Origin of the sequence: Acinetobacter sp. ANC 4218 (assembly GCF_002135245.1) — a bacterium.
Lineage (GTDB): Bacteria > Pseudomonadota > Gammaproteobacteria > Pseudomonadales > Moraxellaceae > Acinetobacter.
Genome location: NZ_NEGD01000009.1, coordinates 146,507 through 167,627, shown reverse-complemented (window position 1 = coordinate 167,627; position 21,121 = coordinate 146,507). Strand labels below are relative to the sequence as shown.

The window sequence follows — 21,121 nt, the reverse complement described above, 5'->3', positions numbered from 1 at the left end:
TATCAAGCAATTTACTGCATATTAAAACTCTAAACATGCGGTAAATGGGGTTGAAACGCACATGAAGCAAGACAACTTAAGCCGACTTCGCCGTTCCGTTGCGATTTCCTATGTCTTGATGTTTTTCGCGTTATTTACTGTGATTAGTGGCATATTTGCTTATTGGTTTGCGCGTAAAGTTACACAAGTGGATGAAGTGGAGGTCTGGCTTGAAGCCCAAGCCCTCTGGATCATGCGTAATATTGTGATTTATATGATTTTGGTATGTTTTGCAGCACTCTGGTTTATTCCGCTGATTTTCTTTTATTGGGATAGTGCAGTTTGGGTAAAAGGTTGTACCGTTGCAGGCGTGGTTTTCGCCATGATTGCCTTCTTATTCTTGTTGAATGCCTGGCTGAAAGGAATCTCCCGGTTTTTCAAAAATAAAGCCGTTTTCTAATCCGAGTAAACTTTTTTCCCCTCTTTCCCTTGTAAAATTTGTTTCCGTCCCCAATTTCACACCACAGTTAAGTATTAAATAAAATTCCGTGAGGAGCATCGCCAGACATGGCTAAACGTGATTATTATGAGGTTTTGGGCGTCGCTAAAACCGCTAGTGATGATGAAATTAAAAAAGCCTACCGTAAGTTGGCGATGAAATATCATCCAGACCGTAACCCGGACAACCCTGAAGCTGAAGAAAAATTTAAAGAAGCTGCCGAAGCTTATGAAATTTTATCCGACAGTGAAAAACGCAGCATGTATGACCGTATGGGGCACAATGCCTTTGAAGGCGGCATGGGCGGTGGTGGCTTCAGTGGTGGTTTCAGCGCTGAAGACATCTTTAGTCAGTTTGGCGACATCTTTGGTGGCGCATTTGGTGGCGGTGGTGGCCGTGGCCAGCAACGTGCACGTCGCGGATCAGACCTGCGCTACGTGATGGAATTGACCCTTGAAGAAGCGGTCAAAGGCGTGAAAAAAACCATTACATTTACTGCGCCGGCACCGTGTGAAACCTGTGATGGTAAAGGCTCTAAAAATCCGAACGATGTTGAAACCTGTAAAACCTGTCATGGTGCAGGTCAAGTGCGTATGCAGCAAGGTTTCTTCTCTGTTCAGCAAACCTGTAGCACCTGTCGCGGTCAGGGTAAAATCATCAAGAACCCATGTAACACCTGTCATGGTTCTGGTGTAAAAGACCGTCAGCAAACCCTTGAAGTGACCATTCCTGCTGGTGTGGACAATGGCGACCGCGTACGTTTAAGCGGTAAGGGCGAAGCAATCCGTGATGGTCAATCCGGTGATCTATACGTAGAAGTGGTGGTGCGCGAGCATGACATCTTCCAGCGTGATGGTGCCGATCTGTATATGGATGTGCCGGTATCTATTGCCGATGCTGCATTGGGTAAAGAAATCCAGATTCCAACCCTAGATGGCCGTGTCAGCCTGAAAATTCCTGAGGGCACTCAAACTGGCAAACTGTTCCGCTTGCGTGGTAAAGGGGTTAAACCGGTACGTACCAGCATGCAGGGTGACTTGCTTTGCCGCGTAGTGGTCGAAACTCCGGTGAATTTGACTGCTCGTCAACGTGAGTTGTTGAAAGAATTGCAAGAAACGATGGATGGTGATGACAATAAATCATCGCCTAAGAAGAAATCGTTCTTCGGTCTGTTTGATTAATTTCAGACATAGTTTGAAAAAAAGGGGGGAATATTCAATATTCCCCCCTTTTTTATAAGCGCTTATTCGATGATTGGTTTGTCAATAGCTTCGACATCTACCCATTGCGTTGCTGCTTCGCCAGCCGGTTCTTGCTTGGTCGCTGCCGGATTAGTTTCAGCTTGAGCCGGTGTAGCGCTATGGGTACGAATATTTATTTTGACTTGCGATAAGCTTTCCAAAGTATCTCCCGCTTGGATTGCCGGTTCTGCCCACGCTGTGTTGACGATGGTTGCCATAAAAACAGTTAACGTGATTTTTTTCGAATGCATGTTGATTTCCTTATAATTCATCTTTTGATCACTCGTGTTGCGTAGTCTGCGCAGTGATGTTTACAGGGAGATGAAAATCAGCAGCAAAATCATTTATTTTTAATGCTGAACTTTCAATATAGCAACCGGTCGGGGTTGAGCCATTACATCGTCATCGTGCTTTGGCATAAACATTCGTCATGACCGGTTTCTTTTTAAATAAAAAATTTCAGGCTGAAACTTAGTCTCGGTACATAGTTTTGATATAGTAAGAACAATTTAAAATCAACATTGGGAATATGTTATGTCAGCAGCTCCACGCATTGGTGTATTGGGTGCAGGCGGTCGTATGGGACGCATCCTTATTCAGGCCGTTAAAGAAGCAGGTTACCAGCTTGCAGCAGCAGTTGAACGCCCTGAAAGCAGCCTGATTGGTGCAGATGCAGGTGAGCTTGCCGGTATTGGTGCTGTGGGTGTAAAAGTGGTAGGTAGTCTGCAAGAAGTTTTGCAAGACTGTGACGTGGTGATTGATTTTACTGCACCAGTTGCAACTGCTCAGCATTTAAAATTGTGCCGTGAAGCAGGTGTAGCGATTGTGATTGGTACCACAGGCATGAATGATGAACAAAAAGCGTATCTGGATGACAGCGCAACGCAAACCCCTGTGGTTTATGCTGCCAACTATTCGGTTGGCGTGAACGTTTCGATCAAACTGTTAGAGCTGGCGTCTAAAGTGTTTGGTGATACCGTCGATATTGAAGTGATTGAAGCGCATCACCGTCATAAGGTCGATGCACCGTCAGGTACAGCACTGATGATGGGTGAGGCGATTGCCGACACTTTGGGGCGTAACTTGAAAGAAGTGGCTGTTTACGGTCGTGAAGGTCATACTGGCCCACGTGATCGTCAAACCATTGGTTTTGAAACGATTCGTGGTGGCGACATCGTCGGTGAACACACAGTGATGTTTATTGGTGAAGGCGAACGTGTGGAAATTACCCATAAAGCCACCAACCGTATGAACTTTGCCGCAGGGGCCGTTCGTGCCGCAGCATGGGTCGTGGGTCGCGAAGCATGCAAATATGATATGAAAGACGTACTGGGTTTTAACGATATTCAGGTATAAAAAATCGTCAAAATCATTTATAACAATACAACAAAATTAAAATAAGAAGCTCAACGGAATGAAAAAAGTGATCTTGATGGCTTGTGCCGTAGCCTGTTTGGCTGCTGCACAGGCTAAACCTGTCGATAATGCCAAGCTCAGTATTCACAAAAATAATATTAAGGTCTGGACCTATCAAAACAGTCAAAACCCGGTATTTTTATATAAAGCTGAAACCACCTACGATACGCCTTTTGAAAAGGCCGTTGGTCTGATTCTGGATGTCGACCATGCGGTGAAATGGGTACCGTATATGGGGAGTATCAAAGTCCTTTCGCGCGATGATAAAAAAGGCGAATTTTTATTGTATATGGTGCTGGATTTTCCTTTTCCGCTAAAAGACCGTGATTTGGTGGTGCAAGGCAAAATGATAAAAGATGCTCAAGGCATCATCACGATCAAGAATAAAGCGGTTGATAAAGCTTATGCCAAAAATCCGGATTATATCCGTTTAACCCATTATGAAGGCGATTGGACCTTTCAGAAATTAGCCAATAATAAAGTCAAGGTTTCAACTTATGGTTATGCCAATCCTGAAGGTTCCATTCCTTTAACTTTTGTGAATATGTTTGTACAGCAGCAACCTTATCAGATGCTGCAAAAGATGAAGACAGAACTTGCCAAACCCTCAAGTATTCCGCTGTTGCCTGAAGCCTTACGCTAATTAACAAAACAAAAAAAATTCCGCATTATGCGGAATTTTTCCTCATCGTATCTGATGAAATTTGAATTCAGCAGAATCAAAGAAAAATTAGAAATCAGCTTTTAACACAATCCGGTAACGGGCCTGACCCGAATGTAGACGTTCGATCGCTTGATTGAGCTGTGACATTGGAAAAACTTCAATTTGTGGCGCAATATTTTTCCGCGCAGCAAATTTCAGTAACTGACGCAGTGCAGCAGGCGAGCCGGTAGGTGAACCGGTAATCGATTTTGCACCGCCAATCAGCATGCCGGCAGAGATCTGCATCGGTTCAAGTACCAGACCCAGCATATGTACCGTACCGTTTGGAGCCAGAGTGGTTAAATAGGCAGCCCAGTCCAGAGTGACATTGACGGTGCTTAGCAATAAATCAAACTTGCCGCGTTGAGCTTTTAATGCGACTGTATCACGGCTATTCACCACATGGTCTGCACCCATGGCTTTCAGTTCTTCGGTCTTATCTAAGTTAGACGTGAATGCGGTAATTTCACAGCCCCAGGCTTTCAGCAGTTTGATTGCCATATGACCCAGGCCACCAATACCAATCACACCCACATGATGAATGGCCTGAATCTGGTGTTTTAAAATCGGATCAAACACGGTAATCCCACCACAAAGTAACGGACCGGCACTTTCCGGATCCAGATCTTCGGGCAGGGGAATCACCCATTGCCAGCCGGCACGGACTTTATCGGCAAATCCACCAGCATGACCCACAATGGTCGCTTTTTTCTCACCGCTACATAGGACTTGCTGACCTGATACACAAGGATCACAATGCTGGCAGCTTTCAGCAGTCCAGCCGATGCCTACGCGTTGTCCCACTTTCAGACCTTTGGCTTCTGAACCCAGCTGGGTAATAGTGCCAATAATTTCATGCCCGGCCACCACAGGATAAACCGAAGATTTCCAGTCATTATTAATCACTGAAATATCGGAATGGCATAAACCGCAGTATTCAACTTTAACTTCAACTTGATGGGGCTGTAGTTCTCCTGCATCAAACTGATAGGGTTCAAGTGCTGCACCTGCCTGCATCGCTGCATAGGCATGGATGATATTGTCACTCATGGCAGAATCCTTTTATGGTTATAGTCACGTGTTAAGTTGATTTAAAAGTGCAATGGTTTTCATGGTCTTCGACCATACCCACAGCCTGCATAAAAGCATAGCAGGTAGTGGGTCCAACAAATTTAAAGCCTTTCTTTTTTAAGGCTTTGGATAGTGCAAGGCTGATGTCGGTTTGGGCCGGTGCCTGACGATAATCCGGCACATCATTGTGTAGGATCTGATGTTCAACAAAGCTCCATAACCAGTCGCTGACATTCATTTGTTGTGGTTTTAATTCTTGTGTTAACTGCTGCCAGGCCATGGCATTGTCACGGATGGCCTTGAGCTTGCCGATGTGCCGGATCAAGCCGGCATCTTGGAGTTTATTTTCCAGTTCTGCATCACTGAACTGGGCGATCTTGGCAATTGGGTATTGAAAGAAATGTTGCCGATAGCAGTCACGTTTTTTCAGTACGGTAATCCAGGACAGACCGGCCTGCTGTCCTTCCAGGCACAGCATTTCAAATAAATGCGCCTCATCATGACTGGCTTTGCCCCACTCATGATCATGGTAAGTCATATACAGTGGATCATTCGAGCACCAAGCACAGCGTTGAATCGACATTTTTGATGCTCCTGACCAGGTTTAAAGCTTGAATTCAGTCCATTGATCTTGCTGGTTATCCCAGTAATACAGTTCGGCTTGCGGTAAATCGGTGAATTGAATCCACATATCTTTACCCGTTTTTTCTGCAAAACCGGTGCTGATCAAAAGCGCTTCTTCGGTAATTTCCATCACCCAGCCCTGGTGGGTTTGTCCCGCCAACACAATTTTCTGTTGATTGCCTGATTCAGCAAATTCGACCAAACGATTGATCAACGCTTCTGACATGAATAGTTCCTAAAAATTAACGTAAATAAGGATAGGGATTCACCACGCCACGACCCTTACCTTCGAGGTAAATACCGTAGTGTAAATGCGGTGCCGTATGACGGGCATTGCCGGTATTGCCGACATAACCAATCAGATCACCTTTTTTGACATAATCACCGACATTTAAGCCGCGTTTATGATCATCAAGATGGGCATAGTAATGCCAGCTTCCACCAGGACCCAGAATCCAAACCACTTTACCACCCAAATTGTTATTGCGTAAGTCGGCAATGAGTCCTTCTGTGGCACTCAACACTTTTGTTCCACGTGGAGCCATGATATCAATGCCTTCATGAGTACGACCATGACTACGCGAAGCTCCCCAAGTATCTTTTAATTGTCTGGCTTGGATATTTTTGACTGGTATAGGCAATGATGATTTCAGCTGCATACTTTTCAGCTTTTGCATCTGAGCCGGGGGAAGCGGGGTAGAGGACGGTTTTTGCGGTGTCGAGGTACATGCCGCAATCCACAAAATGCTAAAACCCAAGAATAAGGCTGAAATAAAACGTAGCACTGTTCATCCTTTTTTCATTCTAATGTATATGAAATTATTTGAACTACAGTACCTGACTATCTCATAAATTTACTGCAGAGATCAATTTTTTCATTGCAGTAGGCAGACCCATGGCGGTTGCCTTTTGTGGTGTTAACCAGGTGCCATTCAGTTCAATGGCCAGATGTTCTTGCTGGTCAGTATCGACGTCAAAACACAAGGCTTCCAGTTGCCAGGTAAAATGAGTAAAACTATGCGTGATTTGCCCACGTTGAATCACTTTTTTTAAACCTAAAGATTGGCACAGTCGTTTAAATTCGGCAGCATCTTCGAGAATCGGCAAGCACCATAAACCGCCCCATAGCCCGCTATTCGGGCGTTGTTGCCATAACCATTGCTGTTGAGACTGAATCAGCAAAACTTGCGCTGATTTTACCGGAACAGGCTTTTTGGCTTTTTTAAACGGCAGCTCAGTTTCCAGTCCCTGTTGATGGGCTTTACAATGCTGCTGCATCGGGCAATATAAACACAAGGGTTTTTTCGGCGTACAGATGGTTGCCCCGAGATCCATAATCGCCTGAGTATAGTCATGATTGCGTTCAATAGGACACAACTGTTCTGCCAGTTGCCACATGGCACGTTCATGCACAGGTTTGGACAGGTCATCTTCAATGGCAAAGAAACGTGCCAATACCCGTTTGACATTGCCATCCATAATCACACCGTACTGACGCAAACCGAGGGACATCAGTGCCCCGGCAGTGGATGGGCCAATTCCGGGAAGCTCAATCCATTGTTCTAATGTAGTTGGAAAATGACCTTGACGAGCTACCATTCCCGCAGCTTTATGCAAATTTCGAGCGCGGGCATAATAACCCAGACCCGCCCAATAAGGGGCTACATCATCCCAACTGGCCTGTCCCAAATCTGCTACCGTCGGAAAGCGTTCGATGAAACGTTCAAAATATTGCAGCACAGTTTTAACTTGGGTTTGCTGCAACATGATTTCTGAGACCCAGACCTTGTAGGGATCGTCCGCGACTTGCCAAGGCAAATCATGGCGGCCATGAACGTCAAACCATGAAAGCAGGGCATCGGCAAAAGAAAACTGTGACATGTGAACCGTAGCGTGAGAATAGATGAATAGTTTGACATACTCCCACCACTTTCGCATAGCTCAAGTGGAGGATTCTAAAAGCATAAGCTCCTAGGCGACTTCCTTACGGATTTCGCTTGTTTTCTGTATCGCAGGGCGACCTTTACCACATCCTCCCTCCACAGACAAAACGGTGTGTCCCACCGCTAAAATGTTACATGCAGCATTAAAGTCTGCATTCGCAACAAAACCGCATTCGACACACTCAAATTTCTCTTGGGTCTGTCGGTTTTCTTTCGCTACATGACCACACTGAGAACAGGTTTGACTGGTGTACTGTGCGTTTACCTTAACAAGCAATCCACCGCTCCATTGTTGTTTATACTCAAGCATATTAACAAGCATCGACCATCCTTGATCTAGAATGGCCTTGTTCAAGCCTGACTTGGCTTTCACGTTTTTGCCTTTCTGCTCTTGTGTGCCACTTGCTGACCTCGACATATTGGCTACTTCCAAGTCCTCAACTACAATCATTGCGTGGTTTTTGCTGAACGTTGTGGTGACTTTGTGCAAGTAGTCATGCCGAATATTGGCAATATGGTGATGTAACTTTTGAATCTTGTGATTCAACTTTTTCCAGTTCTCACTGAATTTCACTTTCTTGGCCAGTTTTCTTTGTAGCTTGGCAATTTTAATCTGATTTTGTTTAAAGCTGTTTTTAGGTGAAATCACTTCACCCTCAGAGGTTGTTATCAGCTTCTTGATACCTAAATCCACGCCGATTGCGGTTTTGGATGGGTGAACTGGCTTTTCAACCGTGCGGTTGGTACAGAATGAAATATACCAGTGACCACATAGCTTCTTGATGGTAATGCTTGTGATTGTCCCTAGAATTTCTTGAGATTTTTTAAACTTAATCCATCCGATTTTCTTAGGTAGTGAAACTCTGTTGTTGTCGATCTTACAACCCTGAAAGGGGATTCTGAATGATTGATCACCACTCGATTTTTTCTTAAATCGTGGCATCAATGGGCGTAATTGGATTTCAGAACCATCAGCCAGTTTAAAGAATTTAGGTTTTTTAGGTTTACGCTTTTTTTGTTTTAGTTGAGTATGTTCTTTGGGATCAAAGAATTTAGCCCATGCCTTAGCAAGATCACGGATTTTTTGTTGAAGTGAAGCTGAGAAAGTATCACCGAGAAAAGCAAAATCAGGGTTTTTCTTTAATGGTAGTAAGTGTTTTTCTAACACTTCGTAACGTATGTATTCTTCTTTAGAAAACAACTCAAATGATTCAGCTAGAATTTTATTCCACACAAAACGAGCAGAACCTATTGCTTGATTAAGCAATATTTCCTGTTCTTCATTCGGCAATAGCCTGAATTTATATTGTTGTAAAATCTTCATTTAAACCATTGTTTAAAAAGAATTAATATGGTCGAATTATACCCAAAATTGTTAAAAAACCAACTGAAATTAATTTTAAATTGGCTTTCGCCACTCGCTTATATCCCCCACCTGACTGTCGGTGGGGGGCTTACGCTCGATTCAGATAAAGTTTGATCCATTTTATTTGCTGGTCATGCCCCAGCGCTCGTCAAGTTTCAAGGTTTGGCCTTCATAGCGTGGAATAACATGAATATGCAAATGTTCATCAACCTGGCCAAATACCGCACCATCATTAAAGCCAATATGAAAACCTGTAGGATGGTAACGTAGCTTTAATTCATTACGGGCAAGCTCAAGCAGAGACATCAGGCTTTTGCGTTCTTTGTCCGTGATATCAAAAAAAGAACTGACATGACGTAAAGGAACAATCACGGAATGACCTTTGGATAAAGCATTTGGTTCGGGTAAAATGACCCCGAAATCATTTTTATCAATGATGTCATATTCATCAAAATTGCAATATGCACAATTATTTGTAGTCATTGTTATATCCTCTCTAAATTATCCATGTCAGTGGATCGGTAAAAATAGCCAAACGATCTTTACCTTCATTGTTATTCACCAAGTCGTGTTTTAAATAATTCATACATGGCAGATAAACCTTGTTGTTCGGCTGCTGCGTTATAGCCCAGATCAATACCATTGGCTTTGGCACGTTCGTCTGCCAGCGGGTTGCTAAAACCATGTTTAGCATCTTCGAAGACAATCACTTCATGCTCGACTTGAGCAGCATGCATCTCTTCTTTAAAGCGTGCGACATCGTCCAGGCTGACCATACTATCCAGTTCTCCGTGGAGTACTAAAATTTCAGCTTTTACCTGTCCGGGCTGTGCAGGGGTTTTCGGAGTTAAGTTACCATGGAAAGTCACCACAGCTTTTAAATCCGCACCAGAACGAGCTAGATCAAGTACCACTTTGCCGCCATAACAAAAGCCTATAGCTGCCAGTTTATCTGCATTTACTTCTTCTTGTGCAGCTAATGTGGCTAAACCTGAAGACGCACGGGTCACAATTGTTTCAGGATCTTCAAAGGTTTGCATCATCCATTCGCTGGCTTGAGGAACAGCTGTGGTGACTTTTTTATCTCCGTACATATCAATGGCAAGAGCGGCGTAGCCGTGTTCGGCAAGTTCACGTGCACGTTGTTCGGTGTAATCATTTCGTCCCCACCATTCTGGTGCCACAATAATGCCAGGGAGCGGTTTTTCCGATTCAGGTGCGGCAAAGTATCCGATCAAATGTGTTCCATCTGGGGCAGTGTACTGAATTTCGCGAGTTTTAATGCCGAGAGCCATGGATTCAATCCTTGTAATAAATAAAAAATGTCTGAATTAAAAAGTATAGAAAAGAATTTCTTTAATGATTGTACAAGATTGTTCAACTTTGACGACATACTAAGATGCATAAATTGAAACATGCTTTTAATTCAGTAGAATATGTATCTAAATATTTAATAAATAAGGAGTTAATATTATTTTTAGGTGTTGGGAAAAGAGAAAATAGATCGGCAGGATTTCAGAATAATGACCTCTTCCAGAACGGAGCGCAACATGTGCCAGAGTATCTCATCCATGCTAAAAATGGCGAGCAGTCATAACTGTTGGGGGAGTTTCAGATTGACCCACTCGCTATTTTGAAATGAGATAGTGACTGACCGATTACTTGCTGGATTTGGGCAATACTTCAAGCAGTTCGACATCAAAAATCAAGGTGCTATTCGGTTCAATCACATCGCCGGAGCCAATTTGACCGTAGCCAAGTTGTGCCGGAATGAAAAAGCGATATTTGGCCCCTTCGTTCATCAGCTGTAAGCCTTCCACCCAGCCTTGAATCACTTGGCTGACCTGAAATTCCGCTGGCTGGTTTCGGGCAATCGAGCTATCAAACACGGTTCCATCAATGAGCCGGCCTTCATAATTGACTTTAACCACGGAATAGGGCTTTGGCGATTTTCCGTTGCCCTGTTTTAAAATCTGATACTGCAAACCTGATTTGGTGCTTTGAATACCTTCTTTTTTGGCATTGGCTGCTAAAAATTCCGCCCCAATTTTGGCGTTGGTTTCGGCCTTTTGTTTTAATTCAATCAGCTGTTTTGCTTCACTTAGCTTTTTATGCTGATTCAAAACACGAGCCATTTCTTCATCTGTCAGGGCAGATTTAACGCCTTGAGTGGCTGTCTTTAAACCCAGGATGAAAGCCTCCAAGTCTAAATCTTTAAATGATTCAGTATTGCTGCGTCCCATTAAGTAACCGAAGCTGTAACCAACTTGTTCTTTTAAACTACTGCTATTGGTCACCGTTTTTGCAAAACTTGCCGTTGTGCACATGCATAAACAAAGTAGTGTTATAGATGTTTTCATTTTCTTATCTCAAGATAAAGAAAGGAGAGCAACAGCTCTCCTTAAAATTTTTATTTTACTTTAATCAGTTCAACATCAAAAATCAGGGTGCTATTGGCAGGAATTGTGCCCGGAACACCTTGTTCGCCGTAGCCTAATTGTGAAGGAATATAAAGGGTGGCTTTACCGCCTTCTTTCATCAGTTGCAAGCCTTCAGTCCAACCGGGAATGACCTGATTCAGCGGGAATTCAATCGGTTGGCCACGTTCAATCGAGCTGTCAAATACCTTGCCATCGACCAGTTGGCCTTTGTAATGAACGGTAACCACAGAAGTAGCAGTCGGCTGTTTACCTGTACCTTCTTTGGTGATTTTGTACTGCAAGCCTGAAGCCGTGGTTTTCACACCTGGTTTTTTCGCATTTTCAGCCAAGAAATTGTCACTTGATGATTGAGCTGTTTTGGCTTGGTCCAGCTGTTTCTGTTGCATCTCTTTTTGGAACTGCTGATAGGCTTGTTGAAGTTCTTGTTCTGTATAAGCCGGTTTATTACGAGCATGCCCTTCACGTACACCTGTAACAAAACTGTTAATGTCTAATTCAGGCGGGGTTTGATGTGCGACTTCATAACCGAGCGCATAACTGATTTTTTCAACAGCAGAGGCATTTTTTGATGCTTTTGATGTCACGGTAGCCGGGTTTTGAGTTGCATAATAAACAGGTACAAGTGCAGCACCGCCTAAAAGAACAGCGACAGCGATGGGTAAGGCTTTACTCATAGGTTTTCCCAAAATCATTTTATATTAAAAAAGTTGCATTAATTTTAGCAGACTTTTCTATGCAGCACGTTTCGAGCGAATCGTGGTGTACAGAAATCCAATATATTCTTATCAACCCAACTATTCTATAACAGGCTGAATATAGAAAACATTTCTCATACAATAAAATATCTGTTTTTTATTTCCATAAAAAATAAGCCTCAAAAGCAAAAGCCAGTGATTTCCCACTGGCTTTCAGCCTACAGCGCTTTAAACGATATCGATGAAAAAGATTTAATCATTGTCTTTTGAGGCTTTATAACCATAAGTATAGTTATAGCCATAGCCATAGCCATAGCCATAAGCGCCCGAGCCACGTTGAATATCATTCAAAATAAAGCCATTGACCTTAACATTGACTTGTTCAAAACGATTGACAGTTAATTCCAGTTCTTTCATCTGTGATTTTGCATATCGTGCGATGACTAAATTCACACCCGCATATTGTGAAATGATAATACCGTCTGTTACTGCCAGTACAGGTGGGGTATCGATAATAACGTGATCATAACGGGGTGAAATTTGTTCTAGAAGTTCCGAGAATTTTGCCGAACTTAAAAGCTCTGAAGGATTCACCGGACTTTTACCACGGGTAATTACATCCAGGTGGGGAACGTCAGTGGATTTAACAATACTTTCAAGTGTTTGTTGACTATTTAAATATTCAGCCAAACCGGATTGGTTGTCATGGTTGAAATACTTATGTAAATAACCACGACGCATATCACCATCAATAATTAATACCCGCTTATTACTTTGCGCCAAAATTGTCGCTAAGTTTGCTGAAATAAAAGATTTACCCACTTCAGGGGAAGGACCAGCAATCATGATGATATTGTTTTTGGCGTTGCTTAAAGCAAAGTGAATGGCAGTACGCATGCTACGTAAGCTTTCGATGGCAATATCATCGCTATTTTTAATGGCTAAAATAGGAATATGCTTTTTCTTTTTCAGAAGCTTAATCCGACTTTCTTGAATCGGTGAACGTGGAACAGTGGCATAGACCGGTAAATCCAGTTCATTTTCAATTTGATCCGCATCTTTAATCCCTGAGCGCATCATATTGCGTAATAAAGCCAGTAAGGTTCCCAGGAAACCACCCAGGAATATGGCCAAAATTAAAATTTGCAGTTTCTTTGGTTTAATTGGTTCAATTGGCAATACAGCTGTATCAACCACACGGACATTGCCAATTTCACCTGCTTTGGCAATGCGCAATTGCTGGTATGAGTTAAGCAGGGCGGTATAAAGCTGCTGTTTGACTTCAACCTCACGGTAAAGTTGCAAATAGCGGCGTTGCAAGTCTGGCAACTGTTTTAAGGTGCCATTCAGCTCGGCAATTTTCTTATTAATTGCGCCCAGTTGAGCATTCATTTGCTCCATCACCGGATGTTCATTGGTGTATTTTGCAGAAGCTTCTGCCAGTTTCTGCTCCAGTTCAGCTTTGGAGGTTTCAAGCTGAATGCTCTGGGTTAAATACAGTTCAGATTCTTTGGTCACATCAACAGTATTATACTGTTGGCGGAATTTGTTGAATTCGCGTTCAGCCACATCAAGCTGCTGTTTTAATTCTGGTAACTGCTCTTCAAGAAATTTAAGCGTTTGTGCGGTTTCAGCGGAGCGACGTTCAATATTTTGGTGGCTATAGGCAACCAGAATTGAGTTAAGGACTTTGGTAATATGCTCTTTGTCTTGACCTTGATAATTTAGGCCCAAAATGCCGGTCAGTTTGCCTTTTTCGGCCACAGAATAGTTATTTGTGATTGAACCCATTGCTGCGGGTAAAGACATTTTTTGAATATTATAGCTGTCTTTTAACGGGTCTTGAGTGTAAATGGCAACTTTCCAGGTTCCGGATGCTGAGCTGTGTTGGCTCTCCTGGTTGATCGGACCACTAATAACCACTTGCTGGGTTGCTGCATCTGTTAGAGTGAATTTATTGTCATTAAAATTAAGCAGCAAATTTTTGTCTAAATAGTCAGGTGGAACTTCAAACTTGCGAACCTCAAAGGACTGGGCATCATCCTTAAATAAAACAGATTTGTTTTGATATTGGGTTTGATAATCATGGGGGTGTAATAAACGATCAAAAAAACTGTTTTCTGTGCCTGAAATTTTTAAATCGAGATTTAAGTTTTTAATAACAGAACCCAGTACCAAACGGGACTTGAGAAGTTCTATTTCAGCTTGAGCTGGTTGCTTCTGCTCAATCATATTGGATAAATCACCCAATAAAGCAGCAGAGGTTCCCTTACTTTCCTCTACTTGTACCAGGGCATCCACTGAATAGGTATCCGGCGTTGTTTTTAAATACAGCAGTGCAGAAACCAGACTTAAAATGATGCAGAGTGCTATCAGTTTCCATTGCGCAATCAGTGAAAAGAAGAGTTCTTTTAAATCAATAGTATCTTCAGTATTGGTATTTTGGCTCATAATTTTGCTATCAAAAAGTTAAATATGTTGTGTCCAGTCGCTAATACAATCCCGTATTAACTGACAGGTTTCATCAAAGACCAATTGCTCATGCTGGTAAGGGTCAGGAACGTTTCTGCCTTGCCAATGCCCTAAGCGGAAAGTTTTTCCTTTCGCAAAAGGCCAGGTCTGCTCTATATGCTTTTGCTGATTTTGACTCATCACTAAAACCAAGTCTGCTTGCTTGATTCGCTTTGCATCCAGTTTTTTTGCAATATGAGCACTTATATCAATACCTAGATGCTGCATACAAAGTGTCGCTTTGGGGTCTGCGTTATGGCCGACTAAAGCGGCAATACCTGCAGACTCAATATGCAGTTGCGGATACTGCTGTTTTAAGAAATATTCAGCCATCGGGCTACGACAGATATTGCCTACACAAACTACAAGAATGTTCTGAATTTGCATTATTGCCCCAGGCGATCCAAATTATAAAGTGCATTCGAGAATGGAATAATTTGGTTCACGACACGTTGCCAACGCGCCAGGCCGGAAGCATCGACATAGACAATATCATTGCTGCGCATTTTGAACTTGTTGGCTAAACCAAAATCGGCAATACTGGTTAAATCCAGTTGATATACTTCAGTCAATGGATTCATAGCATCGCTACGGACGACATAAATTTTACTTCGGCTCGCAGACAGCGGATTTAAACCTAAACTTTCACCTAAAACATCACTTAAACTCATGCCCTGATCACGCATTGGCAGGGATTGGTTTTTACCCGATTCACCCATCACATAAATTTTTTGGTTTTCACGTGAATTGACATATAAAGTGTCATTGGGTTGGATCAGCAGGTTATGTAAGGACAGTCCAGCTTTTTCCAGTTCAATACTATTGAGCTGATAGGTGCGACCTTGTCTGACCAGGGTAATAGATGTGTTATCGCCTTGCTGGGAATTCACTCCACCTGCCATGCCCAAAGCGGTATATACACTGATAGGTTGATCACTGAGCGCAAATTGTCCACCTTTCATCACATTGCCTTGTACAGAAAAGCGCTGGCCTTGATAGGACAAGATGCGAGCAATCACATCCGGTGTTTTTAAATAACGAGACAGCTGGTTGCGTAATTCCTGATTAACCTGTGTTAATGATTTTCCTGCTGCTTTATAACGACCAATCATGGGAAATTGAATATAACCACTTTGGTCAATTTGATAACCATTAGCCTGAGCAGACTGTTCACTACTTATTGAACTTGTAGGCGGGGTAATTTCAGGATAGGCCCAAAGATAAATAGAAAGAATATCTCCAGGACTCAATTTATAATTTTTATGGGAAGTATTAAATAAATGGGCATAATCCTGACGAATATTGATTTCAGCAGGCTGCACGGCAAACAACGATTCTTGGGTGAGTTTGATTACATTGACTTGAGTGCCCAAATCCGTTTGATAAACTCCTTCGCTTGGTAAGTCATAAGTTTGAAGACCTGATGTAATAGCACAACCAGTCATTCCTAAACTCAGTGCAAACATAACGCTATAACGGTAATAACTCACTCGAAATCCTGTTTATAAAAATAATTTTAAATTAAATATATAGGTCTAATTCGTCCAAAAATAAATTTGAACCCTATTATTTTATACCATTAATGTTTTGTTACCTAGTCTAAGATGTTGTTGAATCGTAAGATGTTAGGTATAGGAGAGGAAATACTACTTGGTTATCATTAAATAAGGAATTGTGGGAAAATGAAATTTATTTATTGCATGATATTTTTCGCGTTTATAAGTCCTCATTTTAAGGTTGACTTAAATTGCCCGTTTGAATGATCTCTCCTCTAAAGACAATATTTTACAATTAAAATTACTGCAATTTCTGTTATATTATAATGCTATTTACAACGTCACGATGATCAAGAATTCATCGATCGCATAGGCTTCTATATGTTACAACTCTCTGAACTGAAAATAGCAATTATTGGGCTAGGTTATGTCGGTTTACCCTTAGCTGTAGAGTTTGGAAAACAAGTCCCTGTTGTTGGTTTTGATATTCATCAAAAGCGTATTGATGAATTAAAACACGGTCAAGACCATACCTTAGAGGTCTCGCCTGAAGAATTAAAACAATCTACTCATTTAACCTATACTGCAAATTTAGAAGATCTAAACGACTGCAACTTCTTTATTGTGACGGTGCCGACCCCGATTGATGAATATAAACAGCCGGATCTGACGCCACTGGTCAAAGCCTCACAAAGTATTGGTAAAGTGCTGAAAAAAGGCGATATTGTTGTTTATGAGTCAACGGTTTATCCGGGAGCCACTGAAGAGGTGTGCATTCCTGAACTGGAAAAAGTTTCAGGCTTGAAATTTAATCAGGATTTCTTTGCTGGTTATAGTCCAGAGCGTATTAATCCGGGTGACAAATTGCACCGCGTGACCAATATTCTCAAAATCACTTCAGGTTCTACGCCTGAAGTCGCTGATTTTGTTGATCAGGTCTATAACCTGATTATTGAAGCCGGCACGCATAAAGCTACCAGCATTAAAGTGGCCGAAGCGGCAAAGGTGATTGAAAATACCCAGCGGGATGTCAATATTGCGCTGATTAACGAGCTGGCCTTGATTTTCAATAAAATGGGGATTGATACTGAAGCGGTGCTTGAGGCTGCGGGAACGAAATGGAATTTCCTGCCGTTCCGTCCGGGTCTGGTCGGTGGGCATTGTATCGGGGTGGATCCGTATTATCTCACCCATAAAGCACAAGCGATTGGTTATCACCCTGAAATTATTTTGGCCGGCCGCCGTCTGAATGATGCCATGGGTGCCTATGTGGTGACTCAGCTGGTGAAAGGCATGCTGAAAAAACGCATTCAGGTGGAAGATGCCAAGGTGCTGATTCTGGGTTTAAGTTTTAAAGAAAACTGTCCCGATATCCGTAACACCCGCATCATCGACATTGTCAATGAACTGAAAGAATATCACGTGAATGTGGATGTTTATGATCCATGGGTAGATTGTGCCGAAGCCGAGCATGAATATGGGATTCATCCAGTTCCGACATTAACAGACCACAGCTATGACGCCATTATTCTGGCGGTGGCACATCATCAGTTTAAAGAGATGGGCGTAGAGAAAATTCGTGCCTTGGGCAAAGCAGAACATGTTTTATATGATTTGAAATATGTACTTGCACAGTCTGAATCTGATCTTCGTTTGTAATTTTAAAAGTGTTAGGAAGTATCGTCATGAGTCAATATCAGCTGGTTTGTGAACAGTTAAAGCAAGCACCGAAAACGTGGCTGGTCACGGGGGTTGCCGGTTTTATTGGCTCCAATCTGTTAGAAACACTGTTGAAACTCGATCAAACGGTTGTCGGTCTGGATAACTTCGCTACCGGTCATCAACATAACTTAGATGAAGTACAGTCATTGGTCACTGCGGCGCAATGGGCGAAATTCACCTTCTATGAAGGCGATATCCGCAATCTGGAAGACTGTCAAAAAGCCTGTGCCGGTGTGGATTATGTCTTGCATGAAGCAGCTTTAGGCTCAGTACCACGTTCGATTGCCGACCCGATCACCACCAATGCAGCCAATATTACCGGCTTTTTAAATATGCTGACGGCTGCACGTGATGCCAAAGTCTCCAGCTTTACCTATGCCGCCAGTAGTTCAACTTATGGTGACCATCCGGCACTGCCTAAAGTTGAAGAAAATATCGGCAAGCCACTTTCGCCTTATGCGGTCACCAAATATGTAAATGAGCTGTATGCTGAAGTCTTTGCCCGAACTTATGGCTTTAAAACGATTGGTTTGCGTTACTTTAATGTCTTTGGCAAGCGTCAGGATCCAAACGGTGCCTATGCAGCCGTGATTCCAAAATGGACAGCGGCCATGATTGCCGGTGATGATGTGTTTATCAATGGCGATGGTGAAACCAGCCGGGATTTCTGCTTTATCGATAACACGGTGCAAGCCAATATTCTGGCAGCGACCACAGCCGATGATGCCGCAAAAAATCAGGTCTATAACGTCGCAGTGGGTGACCGTACCACCTTGAATGATTTGTATCGTGCGATTCAGGCTGCACTGGCTGAAAATGGCGTGAACTATACGAAAGATGCGGTGTACCGTGACTTCCGTGCCGGAGATGTGCGTCATTCCCAAGCCAGCATTGCCAAAATTGAACAAGCCCTGCGTTATGCACCTGAGTTTCGAATTGATGCCGGTATTCAGCTGGCCATGCGCTGGTACGTTAAAAATCTGACATGATTGCGCGTATTTTCGCCAAATATCAGTCGATTGGCTTAATCACGTCGAGTTTATTGGTAGGTGCGATAATTACATTTATCGCACTTCCTTTTTTAACGCGCCTTTATTCGGTTCAGGATTTTGGTGAATATGGCATTGCATTGGCTGTGGTCAGCGTTTTATCGACCATTGCCAATTTGCGTCTCGATCAAGCCTTACTGGTCGCGGAAGAGCAGGACAAAAAAAGCCTGATCTTTGAAGGAGCGATGTTCTCCACAGCTATTGTAGCGGTCAGTGCCATCATCTTAAGTTTTATTTTTAATGCGGCTGTGGTGGTTGCCATTTGTAGCGGTGTGTTGGCCAATACCCTGATTCAAAGTATCTATAACTATAAATTTGCCGCGTATGCCGAATATTTCTGTGCCGGACTGAATATTTTGCGTAGCCTGATTGTGGTGCTGGTACAGCTGGGCTTGCCCTTGTTGATGAGCATCAGTCTGGTCAACAGTTACAGTGTCAGTTCAGTGCTGATGCTGCTGTTTGTACTAATTTATATTGTAAAAAATCAGCTTTATCAGGTCAGTTGGCAGGCATTTAAGCACTATCAGGATTTTATTTATTCCAATACCCCGCATGCCTTGCTGAACAGCTTTTCGCATAACTTGCCTTATTATGTGGTCTCGCATTTTGTCGGTGTGCAGGCGATGGGCTTCTATGCCATTGTGGAGCGGACTTTGCGGGTGCCGATTAATTTAATGTCGCAAACCATTCGCCAGTTTTTTATCCGCAAATTTAAACATCTGGAAAATAGTCAGGAAGCCCTGAAAAGCAGTGTACTGCTGAGTCTGCTGTCTTTGCCGCTATTTGCCGTGTTTTTTGTGCTGCCAGAATCCCTGTATTTATGGGTATTTGGAAAAGACTGGGTCGGCATCTCTACCTATTTCCAGATTTTGGCCTTGGGCTATTGGGCCATTTTTTGTAATCCGCCCAGTTCGGCCTTCTTGATTGCACAGCGTAGTAGCCATGTGCTGTTTAGATTGCAGATTATTGAGTTATTGATTAAATTCGTTTTATTTTTCGGCCTCTATACACTGCTGGAAGATAAAATTTATATGCTGCTTTCCGTACCGGTGGCCCTGATTTTTTATAACTTTGCCATTTTATTTTCTGTGTGGAGTAGCAAAAAGTGATGTTTTTTAAAGCTTTAAAACTCATGAACTGGTTCGCTGCACAATGCCGCAAGGTTGTTTATAATCAGGCTTTTGGTACCCAGTTTAAATATTTTGGTAAAGGCACCACGCTTGAAATTGCCGGGCGGGTGCATATTGGAAAAAACGTCTATATTGGGGATCACGTCAGCCTGATTGTGGAACAGGGCGCAACGCTTAGCATTGCCGACAACAGTTTTATTGGTGAAAGTTGCTATATCAAATGTTTTGGCGGTGACATTGCCATTGGTCGTGAGGTCAGCATCAATTCCAAGTCATTCATTAATGGTTGTGGTGGGGTCAACATTGGCGATAATACCCGTATTGGTACGCAAAGCATTATTATTGCCAGTAACCATAAATTTGGCGAACCTGATCTCTTAGTGAAAGATGCGATTACCAAGCTGGGTGTCAGCCTGGGTGAAAATATCTGGCTGGGTGCCCGGGTCACGGTTCTGGATGGTGTCGTGATCCCAAATGATAGCGTCATTGGTGCCTGTAGTTTGGTCTCTAAACCTTTGCCTGAGTCCGGTGTCTATGTCGGGATTCCGGCTAAAAAAATCAAATCGGTGTGATGGCTCATCCATATCGTTTACATTATTTTCAGCGTAAAATATTGCACTGATTTTTCTTCTTTCCGATTTAGATCCTTCTACTCAGGTCATGCTTATGGCATTTATGGTTTCTGCTTTTCGACAGCTGTTTGATCTCGCTTATTTTTTTGCGAAAGGCAGTGTGGCTTATGCACGCCGTAAAGGAGTAAGTGTCGGGGAAAATTGCCGAATTTATATTAAAAGCTGGGGTTCAGAGCCGTTTCTGATTTCTATTGGCGATCATGTCACGGTGACTTCCGGGGTGAAATTCATCACTCATGATGGTAGTACCTGTCTGGTCAAAAATCAGCACGGCAAACGCTATCAACGCTTTGCTCCGATTCAGGTCGGTTCGCATGTGTTTATTGGGGTCAACACTATTGTTATGCCAGGGGTGAAAATTGGTTCCAATGTGGTCATTGGTGCCGGTTCGGTGGTGACCAAAGATATTCCGGATAACAGTGTGGCGATTGGTGTACCGGCCAAGGTGGTCTCAAGTTTTGCTGATTATGCTGCCAAGATTCAAGCCAGCTGTGCCAGCGATTCTGAACTGGCTGGCATCCAGGATTATCAGCAACGTGTACAACGTGCGATGGATCTGCAAGCCTCCAAAAATACTCATTAATTTCTCCCAGTTTAGGTACT

At 42.8% G+C, this 21,121-nt stretch carries 23 protein-coding genes; 9 read left to right on the top strand and 14 right to left on the bottom strand.

Annotated elements, in window-relative coordinates; all coding sequences use genetic code 11:
- The first annotated feature begins 61 nt into the window (after positions 1-61).
- Positions 62-439: a hypothetical protein gene (locus tag B9T38_RS10585; protein ID WP_086176574.1), complete on the top strand. Its 378-nt coding sequence runs from the start codon at positions 62-64 to the stop codon at positions 437-439.
- Positions 440-546: 107 nt separating this feature from the next.
- A complete protein-coding gene (dnaJ, locus tag B9T38_RS10580; protein ID WP_086196767.1) occupies positions 547-1,659 on the top strand; it encodes a molecular chaperone DnaJ in 1,113 nt (370 codons plus the stop codon).
- A 62-nt stretch (positions 1,660-1,721) separates the two neighbouring features.
- Here dnaJ and B9T38_RS10575 read toward each other — a convergent pair whose 3' ends face one another.
- The gene (locus B9T38_RS10575; RefSeq protein ID WP_086196766.1) at positions 1,722-1,970 is read right to left on the bottom strand and encodes a hypothetical protein; all 249 of its coding nucleotides are present in this window, start codon (positions 1,968-1,970) and stop codon (positions 1,722-1,724) included.
- A gap of 283 nt (positions 1,971-2,253) precedes the next feature.
- Between B9T38_RS10575 and dapB the strand changes: the two genes are divergently transcribed.
- Together dapB and B9T38_RS10565 are read left to right on the top strand one after the other, a co-directional pair.
- Positions 2,254-3,075, top strand: a complete 822-nt coding sequence (gene dapB, locus B9T38_RS10570) for a 4-hydroxy-tetrahydrodipicolinate reductase (protein WP_086196765.1) — start codon at positions 2,254-2,256, stop codon at positions 3,073-3,075.
- Positions 3,076-3,133: 58 nt separating this feature from the next.
- Entirely contained in the window at positions 3,134-3,778 is a 645-nt protein-coding gene (locus B9T38_RS10565) for an START domain-containing protein (protein WP_086196764.1), read from the top strand.
- An 87-nt stretch (positions 3,779-3,865) separates the two neighbouring features.
- On the opposite strand, the gene ahr is transcribed toward B9T38_RS10565, so the two are convergent.
- The 13 genes from ahr to B9T38_RS10495 form a co-directional block, all read right to left on the bottom strand.
- Positions 3,866-4,888 (bottom strand): NADPH-dependent aldehyde reductase Ahr, encoded by a 1,023-nt coding sequence (gene ahr / locus B9T38_RS10560; protein ID WP_086196763.1) that lies wholly within the window; start codon positions 4,886-4,888, stop codon positions 3,866-3,868.
- 31 nt (positions 4,889-4,919) lie between these two features.
- Positions 4,920-5,492 (bottom strand): DNA-3-methyladenine glycosylase I, encoded by a 573-nt coding sequence (locus B9T38_RS10555; protein WP_086196762.1) that lies wholly within the window; start codon positions 5,490-5,492, stop codon positions 4,920-4,922.
- 21 nt (positions 5,493-5,513) lie between these two features.
- Complete coding sequence (locus B9T38_RS10550) at positions 5,514-5,759, bottom strand: hypothetical protein (protein ID WP_086196761.1); 246 nt, start codon at positions 5,757-5,759, stop codon at positions 5,514-5,516.
- Between the two features lie 16 nt (positions 5,760-5,775).
- Entirely contained in the window at positions 5,776-6,318 is a 543-nt protein-coding gene (locus B9T38_RS10545) for a M23 family metallopeptidase (RefSeq protein WP_086196760.1), read from the bottom strand.
- 61 nt (positions 6,319-6,379) lie between these two features.
- Positions 6,380-7,414, bottom strand: coding sequence for an A/G-specific adenine glycosylase (mutY, locus tag B9T38_RS10540; protein ID WP_086196759.1), 1,035 nt, complete (start codon positions 7,412-7,414; stop codon positions 6,380-6,382).
- Positions 7,415-7,504: 90 nt separating this feature from the next.
- On the bottom strand, positions 7,505-8,800 hold the full coding sequence (locus B9T38_RS10535) for an RNA-guided endonuclease InsQ/TnpB family protein (protein WP_086196758.1): 1,296 nt from the start codon (positions 8,798-8,800) through the stop codon (positions 7,505-7,507).
- 162 nt (positions 8,801-8,962) lie between these two features.
- A complete protein-coding gene (locus B9T38_RS10530; RefSeq protein WP_086196757.1) occupies positions 8,963-9,325 on the bottom strand; it encodes an HIT family protein in 363 nt (120 codons plus the stop codon).
- 71 nt (positions 9,326-9,396) lie between these two features.
- Positions 9,397-10,137 (bottom strand): dienelactone hydrolase family protein, encoded by a 741-nt coding sequence (locus tag B9T38_RS10525; RefSeq protein WP_086196756.1) that lies wholly within the window; start codon positions 10,135-10,137, stop codon positions 9,397-9,399.
- A 363-nt stretch (positions 10,138-10,500) separates the two neighbouring features.
- Positions 10,501-11,202 (bottom strand): BamJ family beta-barrel-assembly machinery protein, encoded by a 702-nt coding sequence (gene bamJ / locus B9T38_RS10515; protein ID WP_086196754.1) that lies wholly within the window; start codon positions 11,200-11,202, stop codon positions 10,501-10,503.
- A gap of 50 nt (positions 11,203-11,252) precedes the next feature.
- Positions 11,253-11,957, bottom strand: a complete 705-nt coding sequence (gene bamJ, locus B9T38_RS10510; protein ID WP_086196753.1) for a BamJ family beta-barrel-assembly machinery protein — start codon at positions 11,955-11,957, stop codon at positions 11,253-11,255.
- Positions 11,958-12,230: 273 nt separating this feature from the next.
- Positions 12,231-14,429 carry a polysaccharide biosynthesis tyrosine autokinase gene (locus tag B9T38_RS10505; protein WP_086196752.1) on the bottom strand — a complete coding sequence of 733 codons (2,199 nt, stop codon included), beginning with the start codon at positions 14,427-14,429 and terminating at the stop codon, positions 12,231-12,233.
- 18 nt (positions 14,430-14,447) lie between these two features.
- Positions 14,448-14,876, bottom strand: a complete 429-nt coding sequence (locus B9T38_RS10500; RefSeq protein WP_086196751.1) for a low molecular weight protein-tyrosine-phosphatase — start codon at positions 14,874-14,876, stop codon at positions 14,448-14,450.
- On the bottom strand, positions 14,876-15,955 hold the full coding sequence (locus B9T38_RS10495) for a polysaccharide biosynthesis/export family protein (protein WP_086196750.1): 1,080 nt from the start codon (positions 15,953-15,955) through the stop codon (positions 14,876-14,878). The genes B9T38_RS10500 and B9T38_RS10495 overlap by 1 nt, the downstream gene beginning before the upstream one ends.
- 411 nt (positions 15,956-16,366) lie before the next feature.
- Here B9T38_RS10495 and tviB point away from each other — a divergent pair, with 411 nt between their 5' ends.
- From tviB to B9T38_RS10470, 5 genes are all read left to right on the top strand, one after another.
- Positions 16,367-17,644, top strand: coding sequence for a Vi polysaccharide biosynthesis UDP-N-acetylglucosamine C-6 dehydrogenase TviB (tviB, locus tag B9T38_RS10490; RefSeq protein WP_086196749.1), 1,278 nt, complete (start codon positions 16,367-16,369; stop codon positions 17,642-17,644).
- A gap of 26 nt (positions 17,645-17,670) precedes the next feature.
- A complete protein-coding gene (locus tag B9T38_RS10485) occupies positions 17,671-18,696 on the top strand; it encodes an NAD-dependent epimerase/dehydratase family protein (RefSeq protein WP_086196748.1) in 1,026 nt (341 codons plus the stop codon).
- Complete coding sequence (locus tag B9T38_RS10480; RefSeq protein ID WP_086196747.1) at positions 18,693-19,865, top strand: lipopolysaccharide biosynthesis protein; 1,173 nt, start codon at positions 18,693-18,695, stop codon at positions 19,863-19,865. Before B9T38_RS10485 ends, B9T38_RS10480 begins: the two co-directional genes overlap by 4 nt.
- Positions 19,865-20,458: an acyltransferase gene (locus tag B9T38_RS10475; RefSeq protein ID WP_086196746.1), complete on the top strand. Its 594-nt coding sequence runs from the start codon at positions 19,865-19,867 to the stop codon at positions 20,456-20,458. Before B9T38_RS10480 ends, B9T38_RS10475 begins: the two co-directional genes overlap by 1 nt.
- 94 nt (positions 20,459-20,552) lie before the next feature.
- A complete protein-coding gene (locus tag B9T38_RS10470) occupies positions 20,553-21,101 on the top strand; it encodes an acyltransferase (protein WP_086196745.1) in 549 nt (182 codons plus the stop codon).
- The last annotated feature ends 20 nt before the right edge of the window (positions 21,102-21,121 follow it).